Source organism: Lysinibacter sp. HNR (assembly GCF_029760935.1).
Taxonomy (GTDB): Bacteria; Actinomycetota; Actinomycetes; order Actinomycetales; family Microbacteriaceae; genus HNR.
Genome location: NZ_CP121684.1, coordinates 53,730 through 73,228 on the forward strand (window position 1 = coordinate 53,730; position 19,499 = coordinate 73,228).

The 19,499-nt window shown below is 59.0% G+C and carries 15 protein-coding genes; 6 read left to right on the plus strand and 9 right to left on the minus strand.

From position 1 onward, the window contains the following. Nucleotides 1–16: 16 nt before the first annotated feature. The 5 genes from FrondiHNR_RS00260 to FrondiHNR_RS00280 all read right to left on the minus strand — a co-directional run bounded on the left by FrondiHNR_RS00260 (nt 17) and on the right by FrondiHNR_RS00280 (nt 3,634). Nucleotides 17–754, minus strand: coding sequence for an HAD hydrolase-like protein (locus tag FrondiHNR_RS00260; RefSeq protein WP_279353257.1), 738 nt, complete (start codon nt 752–754; stop codon nt 17–19). 116 nt (nt 755–870) lie between these two features. Continuing rightward, complete coding sequence (locus FrondiHNR_RS00265; RefSeq protein ID WP_279353258.1) at nt 871–1,362, minus strand: SseB family protein; 492 nt, start codon at nt 1,360–1,362, stop codon at nt 871–873. A 106-nt stretch (nt 1,363–1,468) separates the two neighbouring features. Beyond that, entirely contained in the window at nt 1,469–2,161 is a 693-nt protein-coding gene (gene nucS / locus FrondiHNR_RS00270) for an endonuclease NucS (protein ID WP_279353259.1), read from the minus strand. 58 nt (nt 2,162–2,219) lie between these two features. Further along, nucleotides 2,220–2,753: an MFS transporter gene (locus FrondiHNR_RS00275; protein ID WP_279354567.1), complete on the minus strand. Its 534-nt coding sequence runs from the start codon at nt 2,751–2,753 to the stop codon at nt 2,220–2,222. After that, nucleotides 2,750–3,634: an MFS transporter gene (locus FrondiHNR_RS00280; protein WP_279353260.1), complete on the minus strand. Its 885-nt coding sequence runs from the start codon at nt 3,632–3,634 to the stop codon at nt 2,750–2,752. The genes FrondiHNR_RS00275 and FrondiHNR_RS00280 overlap by 4 nt, the downstream gene beginning before the upstream one ends. Before the next feature lie 53 nt (nt 3,635–3,687). Between FrondiHNR_RS00280 and FrondiHNR_RS00285 the strand changes: the two genes are divergently transcribed. After that, nucleotides 3,688–4,797 (plus strand): LacI family DNA-binding transcriptional regulator, encoded by a 1,110-nt coding sequence (locus FrondiHNR_RS00285; protein WP_279353261.1) that lies wholly within the window; start codon nt 3,688–3,690, stop codon nt 4,795–4,797. 52 nt (nt 4,798–4,849) lie between these two features. On the opposite strand, the gene FrondiHNR_RS00290 is transcribed toward FrondiHNR_RS00285, so the two are convergent. Then, nucleotides 4,850–5,758, minus strand: coding sequence for a LysR substrate-binding domain-containing protein (locus FrondiHNR_RS00290; RefSeq protein ID WP_279353262.1), 909 nt, complete (start codon nt 5,756–5,758; stop codon nt 4,850–4,852). Nucleotides 5,759–5,837: 79 nt separating this feature from the next. Between FrondiHNR_RS00290 and FrondiHNR_RS00295 the strand changes: the two genes are divergently transcribed. Then, nucleotides 5,838–7,364, plus strand: a complete 1,527-nt coding sequence (locus FrondiHNR_RS00295) for a PLP-dependent transferase (protein ID WP_279353263.1) — start codon at nt 5,838–5,840, stop codon at nt 7,362–7,364. Nucleotides 7,365–7,413: 49 nt separating this feature from the next. Here the strand turns inward: FrondiHNR_RS00295 and FrondiHNR_RS00300 are convergent, their stop codons facing one another. Then, nucleotides 7,414–8,760: an MATE family efflux transporter gene (locus FrondiHNR_RS00300; RefSeq protein ID WP_279353264.1), complete on the minus strand. Its 1,347-nt coding sequence runs from the start codon at nt 8,758–8,760 to the stop codon at nt 7,414–7,416. Between the two features lie 183 nt (nt 8,761–8,943). Between FrondiHNR_RS00300 and FrondiHNR_RS00305 the strand changes: the two genes are divergently transcribed. From FrondiHNR_RS00305 to FrondiHNR_RS00320, 4 genes are all read left to right on the plus strand, one after another. Beyond that, on the plus strand, nt 8,944–10,929 hold the full coding sequence (locus FrondiHNR_RS00305) for a M13-type metalloendopeptidase (RefSeq protein WP_279353265.1): 1,986 nt from the start codon (nt 8,944–8,946) through the stop codon (nt 10,927–10,929). Between the two features lie 124 nt (nt 10,930–11,053). Further along, nucleotides 11,054–13,039 carry a M13-type metalloendopeptidase gene (locus FrondiHNR_RS00310; RefSeq protein ID WP_279353266.1) on the plus strand — a complete coding sequence of 662 codons (1,986 nt, stop codon included), beginning with the start codon at nt 11,054–11,056 and terminating at the stop codon, nt 13,037–13,039. A 227-nt stretch (nt 13,040–13,266) separates the two neighbouring features. Then, nucleotides 13,267–13,563 carry a helix-turn-helix transcriptional regulator gene (locus FrondiHNR_RS00315; RefSeq protein WP_279353267.1) on the plus strand — a complete coding sequence of 99 codons (297 nt, stop codon included), beginning with the start codon at nt 13,267–13,269 and terminating at the stop codon, nt 13,561–13,563. Between the two features lie 93 nt (nt 13,564–13,656). Then, the gene (locus FrondiHNR_RS00320; RefSeq protein WP_279353268.1) at nt 13,657–14,118 is read left to right on the plus strand and encodes a hypothetical protein; all 462 of its coding nucleotides are present in this window, start codon (nt 13,657–13,659) and stop codon (nt 14,116–14,118) included. A gap of 21 nt (nt 14,119–14,139) precedes the next feature. Here the strand turns inward: FrondiHNR_RS00320 and FrondiHNR_RS00325 are convergent, their stop codons facing one another. Both FrondiHNR_RS00325 and FrondiHNR_RS00330 read right to left on the minus strand, forming a co-directional pair. After that, nucleotides 14,140–17,148 carry a DEAD/DEAH box helicase family protein gene (locus tag FrondiHNR_RS00325; RefSeq protein ID WP_279353269.1) on the minus strand — a complete coding sequence of 1,003 codons (3,009 nt, stop codon included), beginning with the start codon at nt 17,146–17,148 and terminating at the stop codon, nt 14,140–14,142. Then, nucleotides 17,145–19,202 (minus strand): site-specific DNA-methyltransferase, encoded by a 2,058-nt coding sequence (locus FrondiHNR_RS00330; RefSeq protein WP_279353270.1) that lies wholly within the window; start codon nt 19,200–19,202, stop codon nt 17,145–17,147. Before FrondiHNR_RS00330 ends, FrondiHNR_RS00325 begins: the two co-directional genes overlap by 4 nt. Nucleotides 19,203–19,499: the final 297 nt, after the last annotated feature.

Below are 19,499 nucleotides of genomic sequence, written 5' to 3' on the forward strand. Positions count from 1 at the left end.
GGGGATTAGTCTCTGCCTAGGGGAGGAGTAGCGGCCTGAGCTGATCTATTGACGATACGTGTGCGATAGCGTCCGCGTTCTCCTCTGCCGACCCGTAACCCCACTCCACAATAATGGTGGGGATATCGTGTTCAGCAGCGCCGTTCACATCAAAGATTCGGTCGCCCACCATCACGGGATTGCTGATGTCCGCGCCCGCAGCGGAAAGGCGACGCAGGGTCTCTGCAACCACGTCTGCCTTAGCGCTACGGGTCTCGTCGGGTGATGAACCGGTGATGGCGGTGAAGTACGGTGTCAATCCAAAGTGCTCAAGAATTTCGATGGCCTGAACCTCGCCTTTTGAGGTGGCCAATCCCACGGGAATTCCCGCCGAGTGCAGTTCGCGAAGCATCTCGGGCACTCCCGGATAGACGCTGGAGCCGGCATCCGGCCCCTCGCGGAGCGCGATATCGCGTTGAATCTGAAGAGCCTTGTTGGCAAGCTCCTCCGACATTCCCACCGTGTGGATGAAGGTGTCGAGCAGGGGTGGTCCCACCATGGCGTAGAGTTCTTCCTGCGAGGGGCGGGGCAGACCCACCTGCACAAGAGCGTCGCCGATTCGCTTCACGATGCCGGGTGCGGAGTCGGTGATGGTGCCGTCAAGATCCCAGAGGATGGTTGTCCACGGCTTGGTTTTTGTGTGCAGTCGACCCACCACATCTGCGGGAAGGGGCAGTGGATTGGCGACAAGCGAACTGGGGGGCATCTCTAACATTTGACTAATTTTATCTGAGGTTCCTGGGTGATACCTCGGTATTTTAAAGTGTTGGCACGTCTAAGCTTTGGAGGATCTAGGGTTTATTCTCTGTACACCCCGTGCGTCTCTCTGGACTAAGAACCCAGCGAATCGGGACTCAGAGCATCGTCTTCCTGAAGCACCCGGGTGATGAACTTGCGCAGCACCACAAACTGGGCGGAACCCGCATCAAATTGAACGGCGGCAAACTTGTCCGCCTGAATGAGGGCCAGAGCGTTTGTGGCGGGCAGCACAATGCCGCGAACCGTGTTGCGCTCGGCCGTGGGAACCGCGAGGCGTAGCTCGGCCATCGAGGTAAAAATGGGGAGGATGAGCTGCCCCTTTGTGGAGCGCAGCGTGCGAACCCGGTGGCTCTTCTTGCCCTGCGCGGAACCGCTTGCGTCAACAACAAGAAAGCCCTCCCGGAGTGAGAGCAAAAACGTTGACAGGGTGTTGTAGTCGGGCGCGGCGAGCAGAGCATCCAGCGCGGCTCGAACGGCATCGTTGCTGTAGTCTGCCGTGACCCCCTCGGGGATGGCTCCCTCGGGGAGGTCGTGGAGAGAGATCGTGTTCTTGTTACCCGCCATGAAATTAGCCTATCCGGTGCCGTCGAGGGGGACGTGATTGTTCGGGTAGCGTGTGCGTGTGCGTGTGCGTGTGCGTGTGCGTGTGCTGTCGCTGAGGGCGTTCCCTCTAGAACAGTGTGTTGTGATCGGCCAGGCCGCGCAGAGCATCGTAGTCGAGCACAACGCAGCGAATACCACGATCTTCCGCGAGCGTGCGGGCCTGGGGCTTGATCTCCTGCGCGGCAAAGATCCCCTGAACGGGTGCGAGGAGCGGGTCGCGATTCATCAGCTCGAGGTAGCGCGTGAGTTGCTCTACCCCGTCAATGTCTCCGCGACGCTTAAGCTCCACCGCAACGTGACCCCCGGACTCGTCGAGCGCAAGGATATCAACCGGACCGATGGCGGTGTAGTACTCGCGGCGAACTAGCTCGTAACCCTCGCCCAGCGTTTCGATGTGTTCCGCCAGTAGTTTTTGCAGATCCGCCTCAACCCCGTCTTTAATGAGTCCGGGGTCTAGCCCTAAGTCGTGGCTGTGATCGCTGAGGATTTCGTAGATGTTAATAGTGAGGGTGTCGGCCGTTTTGTGATGCACGACCTCCCAGATCTCCGCAACCCCGGCCTCCGTCTGGTTTTGGTCAACCTCGCGATTGGTCACACTGCACGGGGGGCTCATCCAGTTGAGGGGTTTATACGACCCACCGTCCGAGTGAATCAGCACGCTGCCGTCGCCCTTGAGCATGAGTAAACGGGTTGCCAGGGGCAGGTGGGCGTTGAGCCGACCCGTGTAATCGACAGAGCACTTCGCAATAACTACTCGCACCCGAGTAGCCTACCGGAGAGAAGAAGGGGAAGACGGTGGGGTGGGACAGATTCCAAGGTTAGCGTTTCGTGATTGGCGATTCCTCAACCCTTTCGGATTGGGTTCCTGTACGGCTGCTCGTGTCCGTATTGGCGCGACTGTTTGCGTTTGTACGAGTGTCCGTGTCGTTGTTTGCGTTTGTGCGACTACCCGTGCCCGTGTCGGGTTTGGGTTCACGCACGGCGGGGGTTGCAAAGCCCGCGAGGGCTACCAGTACGAGAACAGCGATTAGCGCGTTGAGTAGGCCAAAGTGGTCCGCGAGGAAGCCGATTGCGGGTGGTCCTACGAGGAATGCGAGGTATCCGATGGCCGCTACTGCGCTCACGGTTGCGGCGGCGTTTTTGGGGTCATCCGCCGCTGCCGACATGCCCACGGGGAAACCGAGGGAGGCTCCGAGGCCCCAGAAGACAACGCCCACGAGTGCTATTTCCGCGCCCGGCGCAAAGATGACGATTGCCAATCCGACAACGGCCGAGACGGCGGAGGAGAGAAGAACGGGAACCCGTCCGAAGCGGTCGAGTAGACCCGCGCCCACGATGCGTCCCACCGTCATGGCCACGAGGAAGAGTCCCAGGGTGGCCGTGCCGAAGGCGTTGTTAAATCGTATCCGTCGATCATGGCGAGGGGGAGCCAGTCGTTTGCGGCTCCCTCTACAAAAGCCATGCCGAGCACGATGAGGCCGATGAGCAGCGTACGTTTTTTGGTCCATACGCCGAGGGCGCTCTTCCAACCGGAGCGCCCGGTGGAGTCTTGATCGGCGCTCGCGGGCTGCTCGTCCGGAGTGTCAAATCCGTCTCCGCGAGGAAGAAACCGCACGATGAGGAGAGTGAGGGCGGCGATGATCGCGCCGGCGATAACCATGTGAAGAAGGAGGGGTATCTGTGTGGCCTCGGCGAGCGCTCCCAGGCCGATGCCGATGACCGTTCCCACGCTAAAGAGAGCGTGAAAGATGGGCATGAGGGTGCGGCCGATTGCTCTTTCGTTGGCGGCTCCGGTGACGTTCATGGCAACGTCTGTCATGCTGAATCCGATTCCAAAGAATGCGAGTGCCGCGATGGTGAGGGGGATGCTGTGAATGCCTATTGCGAGAGCGGCGAGGGGAAGCCCAATAACGCCGATGGTGAGGAACCAGGTGATCGCTTTTTTCGCCCCGATGAGTGTGACCACGTAGCCGGACCCGAGGAGCCCAATGATGGAGCCCACCGAGATTCCCAGGTAGACAAGACCCATCTCACCCGAGGTTGCGTCGAGGTGGTCGCGCACCGTGGGGATCCTGCTGAGCCAGGTGGACAGGCTGAATCCCGCGAGGGCAAAGACTGCAAAGACCGCGTTTCTCCAGGAATTATTTTTGCCGTGTGTGCTGGTCGTGTGTTTACGGGTGGGTGGCACGAGAAGCTCGGCTGTTTCGGGGGAGGCGCTGGGATGTGGTGTCATGGCTTTCTTACGACCCGTGGTAAATTCGAATCGATTCGACTAAGCTAACCCGTATGGCGGCTGGTAGTCAAGGCGCGCGCGTAAAAAGCGAGCCAAAACGGGTCACTCTTGCCCACGTCGCGCATCGCGCGGGGGTAAGCACCTCAACGGTTTCGCTTGCTTTTGGCCGGGGTGGGCCCATCTCTTCCGCCATGCGCGAACGCGTGATCGCGGCGGCCGCAGAACTCGGATACGCGGGTCCCGATCCGCGCGCAGCCTCCCTTCGGCGAGGGCGCAGCGGCCTCATCGGAGTTGTTTTGGGCGAGCGCCTGGGGGGCGCGTTTCGTGACCCCATCAGGGTGGCCCTGCTCGACGGTATATCGGAGGCGGTGGGTAACGCGGGTTCCGGGCTGGCTCTCCTGGGAGACACCGACGGTGGCCCACTGAACATCTCCACGGCTCCGGTTGATGCGGTCATCTTTTTTGGGTGTAGCACGGGCCTGGATAGTCCCCTCGCCGATATACGGCGGCGGGGTCTCCCCATGGTTGAGATGGAGGGGATGTCGGCCGACGACGTTTATGTAATCGACTCCGATAATCGCGGCGCATCGCGGACCGGAGCCGAGCACCTGCGCTCCCTCGGGCACGAGCGGGTGGCCATCGTGTCGTTGCCGCTCGATCAGGAGTGCTCAAGTTTTGTTTTTGATGCCGCCTATCCCCTCCTGGGTCACAGCTTTGTTGCCGAGGAGCGCATCCTCGGGGTGCGTGATGTGTATCCCGAGGCCGGGGGATCTACATCGCGTGCAAGCCTGGTCGAGGAGGGGAGGCTGGCCGGAAAGGTCCTGCTGGGAGGGGCCGCGGACTCTGAGCGTCCGCTCGACCAAGAGGTCAGGCCCACCGGGGTGGTGGCTCAGAGCGATCTGCTTGCGCTCGGTGTGATCCGGGCCGCCGAAGAGCTGGGATTGCGGGTTCCTCAGGACGTGAGCGTTGTGGGTTTCGACGGTATTTTGCTGGACGGGCTTTCGGAGGTTGAGCTCAGTACCCTGGTTCAACCGGCGCAGGCTAAGGGCCGCGCAGCGGGGGAGGCCGCCCTGGCCCTGATCGAAGGGGAGAGCGTACCCCCGCAGTCGTTCCACGCCGTGCTCCGTGTGGGAGCCACCACCGGCCCGGTGCCCTCTTCTTAGCTCGTCTCTCGAGGGGTAGCTGCGTTGGGTATCTAGGCCCTAACCTACGGTCCTAACCTGCCTCGTGCCGTAGTCGATCGGCCTGGGCGTCCAGGGCCGCCCGCAGTACGGCCACCGCCTGCTTGGGCGCGTGGTCGCTGATCACGAGAGAGATCTCCCGCGTGAGGTGTTCGCCGTCGATGGGTAGAGCGACAACCCCCGCTCGTCTGGGCCACAGGGCTAGCTCGGGAACCAGGCCGATCCCGATGCCCGCCTCAACATAGCCCTGAACCACCGAGTAATCGTCGCTGCGCAGGATGCGTCGCGGCTGATATCCCGCGCGTGAGGCGGCAGCGCGGAGGGCGTTGTCGCAGGGGTCGTCCTCGGTGATTCCCAGAATCCAGTTCTCCTCGCTGAGCTCGGCGATGCGCACCCTGCTTCTCTTGGCAAGGCGGTGGTCGGCGGGAATCGTCAGGTAAAGCTCTTCTACCAGCAGCGGAACGGAGGAGTATCCGCTGGGGAGCTGGGTGATGGAGGTGCCCTCGAAGATGATGGCCGCGTCTAGCTCGCGACGATTGATGCTGGGCATCAGGGTGTCAAGCTCTCCCTCAACAATGTGAATGTCTACCCCAAACTCCTGCAGCTCACGCACCGCCGCCGGCAGCAGCCGGGCGCCGGCAGAGGGGAAGACCCCCAGCCGTAGTCGGGAGACGCTGGCGAGCTGGGCCGCCCGAACCGCGCTTGCGGCATCCCGGGTGAGTCGTGAAATTTTGGTGGCAAAGGGCAGAAGAACCGAACCGAGCGCGGTGAGATGGGTGCCCGTAGAGTCCCGCGCAACCACCTCGGCCCCCAGGACGGTTTCGAGGGTGTGTAGGTGGTGGCTCACGGTGGGTTGACTCCATGAGAGTTGGCGCGCGGCGGCGGCTATTGAGCCCGTCTCGGACACGGCTAGGAGGGCGGATAGTTGGCGAAGATCAAACATACTTGCTCAATACTCTCTATAGAGGGATATAAGAAATATTCTATTCCTCTCACCCTGGGTTTTGCGAGAAAATAGAGGTATGAGTATTTCCGTGCACACCCCACTACCACACGCTATCGTGCCCTCGCACGAATGCGAGGGTGCACCCTATGCGGAGGCGATTAAACGGTATTCCGAGCGTGACCTGATGCGCCTCAATGTTCCCGGGCACGCCGCGGGTACCGATGCACACCTGCCGCTTGCCCGCTTTTTTGGTCACGACCTGCTTGCCAAAGACTTCACGCCGCTTCTGGCCGGAATCGATAAGGGCCACAATTCTCCGCTTATCCGGGCACGAAACCTGGCCGCCGCCGCGTGGGGTGCTCGCACTACCTGGTTTCTGACCAACGGAGCCTCGCAGGGTAATCGTATGATTGCGCTTGCCCTCGCCACTTTTCGTGATGCGCAGCAGCCGGTGGTTACCCAGCGCAGTATCCACTCCAGTTTTATCGATGGGATTGTTCTTGCGGGGCTCATGCCCGCTTTCATGGAGCCCTCCATCGACCACACCTACGGTATCGCGCACGGCATCTCACCCGCCGTTCTGCGCGAGCAGCTTGATCGGGCAGACAACCCCAAGGCTGCCTACGTTATTTCTCCAAGCTATTTCGGGGCCACGGCCGATATTGCGGGGCTTGCCGAGGTGGCCCACGCGGCCGGTGTTCCCCTTATCGTTGATGCGGCTTGGGGAGCCCACTACGGCTTTCACCCTGACCTGCCCCAGAACCCCCTGGCCTTGGGGGCCGACCTGATGGTATCAAGCACCCACAAGCTGGGAGGAAGCCTCACTCAATCCGCCATGCTGCACCTTGGCGAAGGAGAGTTCGCTCGGGAGCTTGAGCCGTTGATCGAGCGTGCGTTTAATCTCACCCAATCCACGAGCAATAGCTCCCTTCTGCTGGCATCGCTTGACCTGGCTCGCTACACGCTCGAAACGGGGTCGGAGCTGCTAGAAGCCTCCATTCGCACGGCCGATGAGATGCGTGCGGCACTGCGGCGCTCGCCCCACTTTTCAATAGTGTCCGATACTTTCGATCGGGTTGACGACATCGTGGCGGTTGACCCTCTGCGCGTCTCAATCGATATCTCCGCCACCGGGCGAGACGGCCGCACGGTGCTCGAAATCCTTGCGCGCGACCACGATATCTATACCGAGATTTCTACAGATCGCTGCATTGTGGCGATTGTGGGGCTGGGGAGCACCCCCGATGTGGGTCGCTTGGTGTCCACCCTGGAGTCCCTGGTGCTCTCCGATGCGGAGCGCGCTCTTGCGGGAGAATCAACGGTGGAGAATATGCCACCGCTCCCGCCCGCCGGACCCCTGGTTGCGCTTCCACGAACGGCATCACTGGGTCGCGCCGCGGTGGTCTCGGCCCGGGATGCGGTGGGACGAGTTTCTACCGACTCGCTCGCGGCGTATCCGCCGGGCATCCCCAATCTGCTCCCCGGCGAGCGGATCACACGGGAGGTTATCGACTTTCTGCAGCACGTAGCGCGGCTTCCCGGGGGGTATGTGCGCGGGGCGCTCGACCCATTTGTGGAGACCGTGCGGGTTGTAGAGGAGTAGGTGGGCTTGCTGTGCGGGCCGGTGCTGATTCCCGGAAGGGCCTAGCCCGCTAGCCGGTGCCGGTGATGCGGTTGCCAATCTCAAGCCAGCGGGTTCCGCGCACGCGCAGTCCGAGGGTGACGGCCCGAGCCGCAATGTAGCCGATCATAAAGGCCGCCGTGAGCCACACCACCCCGGCCGCCCCGCCCGGAGGCCACACATAAATCGCACCCGCCAGGGGAAGATAGGCCGCAAGGTTGAGCACACCCGTGAAGGCCAGGTAGCGGGCATCGGCTGCGCCCATCAGAACGCCGTCGAGCACCCACACATAGCCGCCGAGGCTGAGTCCCAACGACATCACCAGGATCGAGGGGGGAAGTATCGCGAGCACCGCGGCATCGGTAGAAAAGACGTAACCCAGAACCGGGCTGAGTGCCGCAAAGAGAAGGGTGAGCGCCCCGCCGCAGACAATACCCCAATAAACACAGCGGTTAACCATGCGGCGGGTGAGCCCAATGTCTTGTTCTCCCAGGGTCTTACCCACCAGGGCCTGCGCCGCGATGGCTATCGAGTCGAGGGCAAAAGCGGCGGTGGAAAAAAGCGTAAAAGATACGTGGAAGCTGGCCAATTCGCTTGTGCCCAGGTGAGTAGCCACAAAGACGGTGGTGAGCATCGCGGCGCGCAGGCTCAGGGTGCGTACAAAAAGCCATCCTCCAATTGTGGCTCCCGCAATGATGCCCGGGAGGTGCGGGCGCCAGCTCACCCGGGTTTCCTTTACCAGTTGATGCACCACAATCAGGTAGACGGCCACCATACCCCACTGAACCAGCACGGTACCGAGTGCAGAACCGGCAACGCCCCATCCGAACACATAGATAAAGACGTAATTGAGTCCGATGTTCACGGCAAAGCCGATTCCCGATACCCAGAGAGGGGTAACGGTGTTTTGTAGACCGCGGAGAAGTCCCGTGGCGGCGTACACAAGGAGCATCGCGGGAATGCCAAAGAGAGACACCGTGAGGTAGGTGCTGGCCGTCTCCGCCACCGCCGGGGTCGGGGTGAAAAGGCTGATGACGGGCTGGGCAAACACTGCGCTGAGGGTGGCCACCACCAGGCCGATCACCACTGCAAGCCACAACCCATCGACTCCGGCGGAGACCGCCCCGCGAAGATTACCGGCCCCGACCCTTCGTGCCACCAGCGGAGTGGTGGAGTAGGCGAGGAAGATCATGAGCCCAATCACGGTTTGCAGCACAGCCGCGGCCAGTGCAACACCGCCGAGCTCTGCCGCACCCAGGTGCCCCACCATCGCCGAATCCGCAATTAAAAAAAGTGGCTCGGCGATGAGCGCCCCGAGGGCGGGGAAGGCGAGGCGACCGATTTGGTGATCAATCGCGGTGATTTTCAGGAAACGCATGAGCCTTAACCATAGTGCAGAAGCTAGGGTTTTGACGTGGTTATTCATCGCGCGTAAAGATGCGTAAGAGCCATATTGCCCCGGATTTTGTGGGTATTCAATACACTGAGAATCTCCGGTTTGTTGTCCAAATAGAGCGGATTCACAATATTATTAGCATGATGGGTTGATAGAGTGGAAAGTATGGCTCAAGAAATGTTATTCAAGCACAATATTGCGCTTCCGTCAGGGATTATCCTCGCCGAACTAGACAAAAAGGTGCGTCCGCAGGATGACCTCTTTCGTCACGTGAACGGCAAGTGGATAGAGCGCACGGAGATCCCCGCAGATAAATCAAGTTATGGAACTTTTGATCGGCTGGAAGATGACGCCGAAAAAGCCGTGAGAGACATCATTATCGAGACACAATCTGCTGAGCCCGGCACCGAGCGTCGCAAGATTGGTGATCTTTACGCGAGCTTTATGAACGTTGCGCGTCGCACAGAACGGGGGATTGGGCCCATTGCGGATGACCTGGCTGCCGCGCAGGCCGTCACGAGCGTGCCCGAACTGGTGGGGCTTATTGGGCGACTGGGGCGTGGGGGCGTCAACGGTCTTCTGGGGATGTACATCAATGTTGACCCGGGTGACCCCGAGCGCTACATCATGCACGTGATGCAGTACGGTCTCGGCTTGCCCGATGAGGCTTATTATCGCGAAGAAAAATTCGCAGAGATCCGTGAGGCCTACCGTGCCTATATTGAGCGGATGTTCACCCTGATTGGTGTGCCGGGTGCGGCTGAAGCGGCGGCCAGCGTTGTTGGTTTGGAAACCCGTATTGCTGCGACCCACTGGGACAATGTGGATAGTCGCGACTTCCAGAAAATGTATAACCTGCGCACTTTTGCCGAGGTGCAGGAGCTCACCCCGGCATTTGATTGGAGCCTTTACCTGGCCCAGATGGGGATTCCGGAGGAGGCCCTTGCCGAGGTTGTGGTACAGCAGCCCTCTGCACTCACCGGTACTACCGATCTGCTCACCGAGGAGAACCTTTCCGCGTGGCGTTACTGGTTGCTCTTAAGGATCATCCGCTCCTCGGCTGACCACCTCACCGATGAAATCTCGCGCGTAAACTTCGACTTTTACGGCACGATCCTCACGGGAACACCCGAGCAGCCTGAGTTGTGGAAGCGCGGGGTGTCTTTTGTCGAGGGGGCAATGGGCGAGGCAATCGGCAAGATCTATGTGGAGCGGCACTTTGACAAACGCTCTAAAAAGGCGATAGATGCCCTGGTAGACAACCTTATTGAGGCGTATCGCAACTCGATCACCCACCTGGAGTGGATGGGACCCGATACCCGCCTGCACGCTCTCGATAAGCTCGACAAGTTCAGATCCAAGGTGGGCTATCCGGATCAGTGGCGTGACTACTCGATGCTTGAGGTAGACCCAGAAGACCTGGTCGGTAATGCGCGTCGTGTTTTTGAGATGCTGTTCCGCCGTGAACTGGGCAAGATTGGGAGCCCCATTGATCGTGAGGAGTGGCTTATGCCTCCGCAGATGGTTGAGGCTTACTACAACCCGAGCCACAACGAGATGGTTTTCCCCGCGGGGATTCTTCAGGAGCCCTTCTTCTCCGTCGAGAGGGACGCGGCCGCCAACTACGGTGCGATTGGTGCGATTATTGGGCACGAGATCGGTCACGGCTTTGACGATCAGGGGTCGCGTTATAACGGAGACGGCAAGCTGGTTGACTGGTGGACCGCACAGGATCGCGCGGCCTTTGAGGAGCGCACCCGTGTGCTTATAGACCAGTACAGCGCGTTGGCTCCGCGCCAGCTTCCCGAAAACTTTGTGAACGGTGAACTTACCATCGGTGAAAACATTGGCGACCTGGGGGGAGTAAAGATTGCGTGGGATGCTTATGTTCTCTCGCTGGGAGGTGTCGAGGCTCCTGTCATCGACGGGCTCACGGCGGCTCAGCGCTTTTTCCTGTCCTGGGCGCAGGCCTGGCAGCAGAAGTGGCGGGACGAGGAACTGATCCGCTGGCTTGCGACTGACCCGCACTCGCCCAACGAGTTTCGCTGCAACCAGATCGTGCGCAACATTGACGGATTCTACGAGGCGTTTGATGTAAAAGAGGGCGATCAATTGTGGCTTGATCCCGCTGAGCGGGTCGTTATCTGGTAGCAGCTGGTGCTGAGGTGCGGTCTGTGGTCGCGCCCGGTCGGTAGTCTGGGGATATCCAGAGTCCTGTTCAATTGAGGTGGATCACACCGCTGTTAATATGGCCGATCCCGTTAGAGTAGAAAGCATGACTCAAGACACGTCGCCCACACACGAAGCCGCACTGCCCTCGGGAATCACCCTCACCGAACTTGACGCGAGTGTGCGTCCGCAGGATGACCTCTTTCGTCACGTGAATGGCAAGTGGATAGACCGCACACAGATCCCTTCGGATAAGGCGCGCTACGGCGCTTTCCACGTGCTGGCGGAGGACGCTGAAAAGGCGGTAAGAGACATCATTACCGAGGCGCAAAGGGCTGAGCCCGGCACTGAGCGGCGCAAGATCGGGGATCTCTACGCAAGCTTTATGGACGTGTCGCGTCGCGAAGAGCTGGGGATCGGACCCATCGTCAACGACCTGGAGGCCGCCCGGGCGGTCACGAACGTGTCCGACCTGGTGGGTCTTATCGCGCGGCTGGAGCGCGGGGGCATGAGCGGTTTTCTGGGGATGGGTATCGACAATGACCCGGGTAACCCCGAGCGCTACATCGTTTTTGTGGTGCAGAGCGGTATCGGGCTGCCCGACGAGGCTTACTATCGCGAAGAAAAATTTGCAGAGATCCGTGAGGCCTATCGTGCCCATATTGAGCGGATGCTCACCCTGGGTGGCGTTCCGGGTGCGGCCGAAGCCGCGGCCAGCGTCTATGATCTTGAAACCCGTATTGCGGCGGTTCACTGGGACAAGGTGGCCAATCGCGATGTCCAGAAGCTGTACAACCTGCGCACCTTTGCCGAGCTACAGGAGCTCACCCCGGCGCTCGATTGGAATCTGTACCTGGCTGAGATGGGCATTCCCCACGACGCTCTTTCCGAAGTTGTTGCGGAGCAGCTCTCCGCGCTCACCGGCATTACCGATCTGCTCACCGAGGAGAACCTTCCCGCGTGGCGCAGCTGGTTACTCTGGCAGATCATCCGCTCCTCAGCGGCCTATCTCACCGAGGAGATCTCGCGGGCCAACTTTGATTTCTACGGCACGGCTCTCACAGGAACCCCCCAACAGCGCGAGCTGTGGAAGCGGGCTGTCGCCTTCACCGAGGGGGCAATGGGTGAGGCAATCGGCAAGATCTATGTGGAGCGGCACTTTGACGAGCGCTCTAAAAAGGCGATGGATGCCCTGGTGAACAACCTCATTGAGGCGTATCGCAACTCGATCACCCATCTGGAATGGATGGGCTTTGATACCCGCCTGCACGCTCTTGATAAGCTCAACAAGTTCACACCCAAGGTGGGATATCCCGTGAAGTGGCGCGACTATTCGACGCTTGAAGTGGATGCAACCGATCTGGTCGGTAATGCGCGTCGTGTTACCGAAGTAGAGTTTCGCCGCGAATTGGGCAAAATTGGCAGCCCCATCGATCGTGACGAGTGGTTTATGACTCCGCAGACCATCAATGCCTACTACAATCCGGGCTTTAACGAGATCGTTTTTCCCGCGGCGATTCTTCAGGAACCCTTCTTTTCCGCAGACAGGGACGCGGCCGCCAACTACGGTGCCATAGGCGCGGTTATTGGGCACGAGATCGGTCACGGCTTTGACGATCAGGGGTCGCGCTACGACGGTGACGGCAAGCTGGTTGACTGGTGGACCGAGCACGATCGCGCGGCCTTTGAGGAGCGCACCCGTTCGCTGATCGACCAGTACAGCGCGCTGGCTCCGCGCCAGGTTCCCGAGAACTTTGTGAACGGTGAACTCACCATTGGCGAAAACATTGGTGACCTGGGAGGGCTCGCGATTGCCTGGGACGCCTACGTTCTCTCGCTGGGAGGTGCCGAGGCTCCCGTGATCGACGGGCTCACGGCGGCCCAGCGCTTTTTCCTGTCCTGGGCGCAGGCCTGGCAACAGAAGGGCCGTGATGAAGAGATAATCCGCCTGCTCACGACTGACCCCCACTCGCCCAGCGAGTTTCGCTGCAACCAGATCGTGCGCAACATTGACGGGTTCTACGAGGCGTTTGATGTGAAAGAGGGCGATCAGCTGTGGCTTGATCCGGCGGAGCGGGTTACCATCTGGTGAGACCGCTGATGTTGAGGCGCTTGTAGCGTTATCAGGGTGAGTTGTGTTCCCTCGGGGCACGGTGGTGTTTGGATCGATTGTAGAGGGAGATCCACGGGGAACTGTTGATCAGACCGGAGGAATCATAGCTGATTCATTTTTGCATAAGGTCTTTACGCATCTACTATAAAAAATTCATGCTGATACGCTCTGGTTGCGTGAACATGCTGTGGTTGAACATAATGTATATGTCTAAGTCACGTTCGGAAGCTGCCATAATCCTGGGTAGTCGTGTGCTTGCTGCTCGAATGAGAGCCGGAATTAGCCAGATGGATGCGGCGGATCTCTCGTCGATCCACTTTACAAACTTTGGCAAAATTGAGCGCGGCGAATCAAACCCCACGTTTTCCACCATCATTAGGATTGCAACCGCGTTGAACATTGATCCGGCCGTGCTGGTCGAGGGCATTGAAGCGGATAAGCTGCCCGATACCTCGCACCAGGTGACCGCCGCAGACCTGATACGCGCTCGCAAGCAGGGGTAGTTTACTCCTGCACATCACGGGTGAGGGCACTTTTATCCACAGTTAAGCACTTTCCGGGTGTGTTTCTGGCCCCGCTCAGACACCCTGGTTGTTATGAACCCTTCTTCACCGGGCGACCTTCAATTTTCGGCACACGATGGCCAACTCTCGGCCCGAGATATTCGGCAGCAGCCGCTTGATACCGACCTTCAGATACAGCATCGGGTTCAGTATCTTATCGGTGCGGCTCAGCGCAGGCGGGTCTGGTTTATGTATCTTGACCGGGCCAATGTGCAGATACCCGTTGTCATGCCGATGGCAGATTTCCCCCTGGAGGTGGGGGAAGAAGACGGCGATCATGTGAGCCGGGCGCTGGCTCGTTTTATGCGGGAGGTGGGGGCGTTGCAGGTTTTCTTGGTGTGGGAGAGGCCGGGTGGACGCACCCTGCGGCGCTCCGAGCGGGGCTGGGCTCGTGAGATTCTACACGGCTGCGCCCTGGGCGGTGTGCCGATTCGAGCGCAGTTGCTGAGTCACTCCGGCGGGGTGCGCTGGCTTTCGCCAGACGACTTTATTTAGGTCTACCTGGGGTGGTGCGTCCTAGAAGAGCGGTGGGTTATCGCCGTTCAGTGGTGGGGGCAGGAGCCGGGAGTGTTGAAGGAGTTCGCTCGCCAGCCCACCGCGTGAGGCCCAGGAGCGCACGGCGGGTTCGGCAAGCATCACGTAGCTCCATTCGCGGTTGCCGCGCAGATGTGGAGGAAGTCGATTGGTCTGTTCACACCAGGTGCGGGCGGCCTCCGCCTTACGTCGCACGTTTTCTTCGGTCATGGAACTCTGAGCTTTGGTTTCGACCACGTAGATTCTGTCTGCCGTTCGGACGAGAAAATCCGGTGAGTAGTGGGCGGGCATACCGTCTGCCCGGAGGTAGGGGCGGCGCAGAAAGCCGTGTTTGTACTCGTGAATTTTGAGGAGAGCCTCAACCTGTACATCCAGATCTGCCCACTCAAGAAAGAAGCGTTCGAGCCCGCCGCCAACAGCGCTAATCGGGAGAAAGGGAAAGATGCACTTTGTGACGGCCACGCGGGAGCTTTCGCGCACGCTGAGGGTTTGTATCTCGGAGACGTAGCGGTGTGTCACCTCGGGTTCGGTGGGTGGCACCGTGTGGAGCTGCTCGAGGAGGGCGGAGACCAGGATGCGGGAGAGGTCGTCAACAACGGGATCAAGCAGCAAGATTCTCCAGCGATCATCGATCAGCGGATCAAACGGTGACCCAAACATGCTTTTGCGAATGTAGTGATCAACCCAGGACACAACCGTGGGGCGAAAAAGTTGCAGCACGGTCTGACCGCTCGGAGTCTGCCGCAGGAATCCGTCCTTGGTAAAGGTGCGATCGATCGTGCCGCACAGCCGGTTGGTGAGCTTGGCCAGATAATCGTTGTATCCCGACGCGTTCATTTGGGCGCCGCTCACCGCGTACCCACCGTATTGGGTGCCGACCAAAAGGTCGTGCGACACAAAAACATCGGTGTTTTTTATCTGGGTGAGAAGCTGAGGGAGCGGATAGCGTATGGGGGTGAGGTCTGCGATGGAGAGCGACGGTGTTTTGAGTTCTTCCTCGGACTCGCGCAGAATAAAGGGAATAGCAAAGTCGTATGCGGCGTAGTCTTCCCTGAGTCGAATCTGGTGCACGTCGCCGGTGACGCGCGCCGGGGCATCCGTTGTCTCCCCCACATAACCCCGACCCAATTCTTGCGTGTAAAAGTCGGTGTAGCGGGGGTGCTCGATGACAAAGAGCACATCAAAATAACGGGTGGGTTCCTGACGCAGCTGAATCTGCTTTCGCGTTTCGGCTTTAATCTCTTCCACCGCGAGGTCGTTGCGCCACATCAGACGCAGCCCCCGGCCGACGGTTTGCTCAAGCAGGATGCCGGAGGTGCTGGACCGTAGCGGAACGATAACACAGATATTGTTGACGTCGAACCCCTCGCGGAGCATCAGCACGCTAATAATGATTTTGGGGCGGGACTCCGCATCACTGTTAAAGAGCTTCTGTCGCACCGGCTCCCACTCGGCAGGCCCCAGTTGAGCCTTCCTGCCCGAGTCCACGCGCAAGAAATCGTCTTCAACATAACCATTTTCGAGCAGGAACTCCTCAACGAGTGGAGAGACCTCGGTATTCTCCACGATGACCAAGAGCTTGGGATGCTTTGTGGGGTCTTGGAGCGCAAATTGCGCTTCAAGAATGCTGAGTTTATTGAGACCCGCCCGCAGCATCACGCGCTGCCCCTCCGAGAGGGCAACGACTCTGCCCCGCTCGTCCCGATTGGCGTTGTAGTCGAGATCGTCGTTTGCGAGGGAGGCGATCTCGCTTCGCCTATCCAGCGTGAGGGCTTTGACGAGTCCCTGGTCCATGGCCGCTGTGAGGCTAAAATCAACAACGATGTGCGGAAAGTAGAGGCGATCCCGGCGTTTACCGCCGGTTTCATTGTAGGGAGTTGCTGAGAAATCAATCTGTACAAAGCGTCTACCCTTGCCCCTGGCGAGGCGATTCAGGCTCTTCTGCCACTCCACCTCCACTTCGGTGAGACCCGATTTTACGGTGTGCACGTGGTGGGCCTCATCGTTAAAAACAACCAGATTGGACAGGCTCGCCAACCACTGTATAGCTTCGCCCCGACGAGTCCTGCGGTCGAGCACATCAAGGGTGTTTCCCCTTCTTGTTCCGGGGCTGAGCGGGATAAAGCTTGCCGCAGCCGCTCGAGAATCAATGTTTCCGATGTTGTGAGGGTCTGGTTCTCGCTCCGGTGTGCTCGCAGTTTTTGGTGAGCGTGTGTTCGCGATTTCCGTTTGCGCCTCGGCCGCGAGCGGCTCATCGTTATCGTCGAGAAAGTCGGGGTCTTCCTGTCCCGCGAGGCGGTGCCAATTGGTCAGCGCGATCACACCCCCGAAGCGTGAGGTGATTCCGATCTCTTCTTTGATGACAACACTGCTCGACACGAATGCGAGTAGTTCTGCCCGGTAGTTATCCGGAATAAAGAGGCCTTGATGGGTGTGCATATCGCCGGTGTAAAAATCGCGGGTTCCGCGTCGGGTGTGTTTGCCCAGGAAGGAGTCGAGGAGGCGATCATAAACGATGAGCCCCGGGGCGACGATCAAAAAGTGTGATGAAAAGCGCGGATCGTCCGGGTAGGCAACGCTGTTTAGGCGCTGCCACACAAGAAGCGCGTTGAGTACCCAGGTTTTACCCGTTCCCGTGGCCATTTTGGCCGCATATTTGGGGTGACCGTCGCGGAGAGGGTCGAGTGCTGTGGCGTCCCTATTATTGTGGGGGTCGAGCCCCAGTTTTATGTAGAGGTCGTGCAGGTTGGTTGTGCCCAGTACCTCGTGTGCGTAAATAATGGCGAGTATGGCGTCTCGCTGTCCCGAGTGAAAGTTAATGTCGCGGGTAGCGCAGTGTTCCTCTTCGAACCAGAAGCGCAGCAGCTCGGCGGTGACGGGGGTGACCTCGGCGAGCAGTTTATTGGGTGCCCCCGCGATAAGCTCCGGGACGCTGTGGGACAGCCGGAGCGAAATATTCTCGGCGAGGGGAAACTCGGGAGAGTGGTTCATGGGCGCGCTCGTTCCAGGGTGGTGACGTACTCCGACTCGTAGCCAAAGACATCAACAGCGCGAATGCACACCCGTCTTGCGCCCTCCCGCAGCGGCAGGGCCAACTCTGCGCTCGTGGTGACGCTCAGCGGGTTGCCCTCGTGCGAGGAATTATTGCGATAGTCCTGCCACACGGAACGAAACGTTTTGCCGTCGTAGTCTGGGTCAATAGCCCAGTACTCAATGAGGGTGAGCGGGTTGTTGTTCATCACCTCGATGACTCGGGTGCGGCCCTTATCGTCGAGGGGCATAGCCGAGGGGTCGAGTAGAACGTAGTTTGTGAGGGAGGCTTCGATTGCTTCTGTGCTGCTGTTAATCGTTCTTCGGCTTGCCGTTGCCGCAAGATATTGGAGGGTGGAAAAACGAATTGTGCTCTCTCGGGTGAGCTTTTCGAAGCCCTTTTTCTTGAGTTCGTCGAGCAGATTTGCGGGAATAACCCTCACATCGAGGCGTTTGTCTGCGAGTGCCTCAATCGCGTGCCCGATTCCCTCCGAGAAGTTCCACCCGAGGATGACGGCGCTGTGAAACCCTCCCATCTTGCTGTCGCGGTAGGCCTGAACTCGTTTGAGGGTGGAAACGGTGGTGAGACGATTGGGGCTGTCCACGTAGATAAGGGTTTTGCTGCCGGGTATTCTCCCCAGCGATCCGTTGACGTTTTCGGATTCGGGGAGGGGGGTGGCGCCGTAAATCCCTAGTACGGTGTGGGCGAGATCGCCAACGCGAAACTTTCGTCCGAGGGAGCTGCGCGCCTGCTCAATCTGGTAGTCACCGATTGCCTGGTAAAGAAACGGAGTCGCTTCCAGATCAACGAGTCTTTTTCGGGTAATCATGGCGGCCGGTTTGCCGATATCGGTTGCGAGCCAGCGACGCTTGAGCGTTTCTGCGGCCGCGACCGTGGTGCCGGAGCCCACGTAAAAATCGGCAACAATATCACCGGGTTGGGTAAAGGCTCCGATGAGCCGTTCGAGAAGCCGTTGCGGTTTTTGGGTATCAAAGTGTAGGTTTTCGGAAGCGTTTCCCTTGACGATGGAGATGTCGTAGAAGACGTCGTCTTGCGTTTTGAACTCCGTGTAGAAATCGAAGAGAACGTCTTCGTCTCTAAGCTCGCGATCCAGTTGGGCGCGCACCTTTTTGATTCTCCCCAGGATGAGTTTGTCGGCGCTGTGTTTGACCGAGCCAAAGAGTACCCTGTTGTCGGTGAGGAGATTGGCAAAGCGAGTTTTGTACTCGCTATCAGAGACCCGCACGGGGGAGAAAGTGTAGTTATCACCGCGAGCGTAGGTGAGGATGGTGTCGTGATTTTGTGGAAACTTTTTGCTCGCGTTGCTCATCTTGCCGTAGCGCCAAATGAGCTCGTTAATAAAGCTGTGTTTACCAAAGATGTCGTCGAGGAGAATCTTGACGTAGTGACCAACGTGCCAGTCGAGGTGCACACAGATGACTCCGCCCGGGGCGAGGAGTTCGCGCATGAGAACCAGGCGTGGGGTCAACATCTCCAGGTAGGAAACCGTGCCTTTCTCCCAGGTGTCGGAGTAGGCAAATTGCTCGGCAACCGTGGGGCTTTGGTTCACGTCGCCGCCCGGTAGCTGAATTTTGGTGCGGTAGTCGGACTTGGAGTCGTAGGGGGGATCAATATAGATCATATCGATGGTGCCGCGTAGGCTGGGCGTGCTGTGATCGCCCGCGAGGAGGGCCGACATGGCGAGGAGATTGTTGCCGTAGATCAGACGGTTGAGAGAGTCGAGGTTGGGGGAATCGTGAGTGTCGCCGTGTTGCTCGTGGATGTCGCCGTGTTGCTCGTGAGTACCGTGGTGTTGTGCGTGGAAGCCGTTTTTGCCGCCGGTACCGGAGGCGTCAAAGATATCCAACCCGGAGCGATTCTTGTTGGGGATGACAACCTCGCGGGTCTGTAGGGTAACGCGCTGCGCTCTCTCTGCATGATCGAGGATCTGCTGCGCTCGCCGCTTGCCCGCTCTGACGATTTCGGGAAGTTGCTCAAGAAGTGATTTTGCCATGTTTTTCCTTGGGCCGGAGGGTTGCTTGTTCGGAGTGATGCTGTGGGTAAGTCAGTACATCGTGAACGATAAACGAGGTCAGACACATATAAGCATAGAGTGTAAAAACCACATTTATAAAAACTATGATTCGCGATGTGGAAAACTCGGTGGGTGATAGGGGTGATAGGGGTGATAGGGGTGATCGTGATACACATCAGGATCCATCTCTGCCAGAATGAAACTGTCCGTAATAACGAATCGGCGTTCATAAACATGTGCACTGATTGTTTCTGTAAAAAGATTGAGACGGAGGGA

Coding starts and splice junctions, on each gene's coding strand:
- FrondiHNR_RS00260 (WP_279353257.1), bottom strand. CDS start 754: ATGTTAGAGATGCCCCCCAGTTCGCTTGTCGCCAATCCACTGCCCCTT.
- FrondiHNR_RS00265 (WP_279353258.1), bottom strand. CDS start 1,362: ATGGCGGGTAACAAGAACACGATCTCTCTCCACGACCTCCCCGAGGGA.
- FrondiHNR_RS00275 (WP_279354567.1), bottom strand. CDS start 2,753: ATGACGGTGGGACGCATCGTGGGCGCGGGTCTACTCGACCGCTTCGGA.
- FrondiHNR_RS00280 (WP_279353260.1), bottom strand. CDS start 3,634: ATGACACCACATCCCAGCGCCTCCCCCGAAACAGCCGAGCTTCTCGTG.
- FrondiHNR_RS00285 (WP_279353261.1), top strand. CDS start 3,688: ATGGCGGCTGGTAGTCAAGGCGCGCGCGTAAAAAGCGAGCCAAAACGG.
- FrondiHNR_RS00290 (WP_279353262.1), bottom strand. CDS start 5,758: ATGTTTGATCTTCGCCAACTATCCGCCCTCCTAGCCGTGTCCGAGACG.
- FrondiHNR_RS00295 (WP_279353263.1), top strand. CDS start 5,838: ATGAGTATTTCCGTGCACACCCCACTACCACACGCTATCGTGCCCTCG.
- FrondiHNR_RS00300 (WP_279353264.1), bottom strand. CDS start 8,760: ATGCGTTTCCTGAAAATCACCGCGATTGATCACCAAATCGGTCGCCTC.
- FrondiHNR_RS00305 (WP_279353265.1), top strand. CDS start 8,944: ATGGCTCAAGAAATGTTATTCAAGCACAATATTGCGCTTCCGTCAGGG.
- FrondiHNR_RS00310 (WP_279353266.1), top strand. CDS start 11,054: ATGACTCAAGACACGTCGCCCACACACGAAGCCGCACTGCCCTCGGGA.
- FrondiHNR_RS00315 (WP_279353267.1), top strand. CDS start 13,267: ATGTCTAAGTCACGTTCGGAAGCTGCCATAATCCTGGGTAGTCGTGTG.
- FrondiHNR_RS00320 (WP_279353268.1), top strand. CDS start 13,657: ATGAACCCTTCTTCACCGGGCGACCTTCAATTTTCGGCACACGATGGC.
- FrondiHNR_RS00325 (WP_279353269.1), bottom strand. CDS start 17,148: ATGAACCACTCTCCCGAGTTTCCCCTCGCCGAGAATATTTCGCTCCGG.
- FrondiHNR_RS00330 (WP_279353270.1), bottom strand. CDS start 19,202: ATGGCAAAATCACTTCTTGAGCAACTTCCCGAAATCGTCAGAGCGGGC.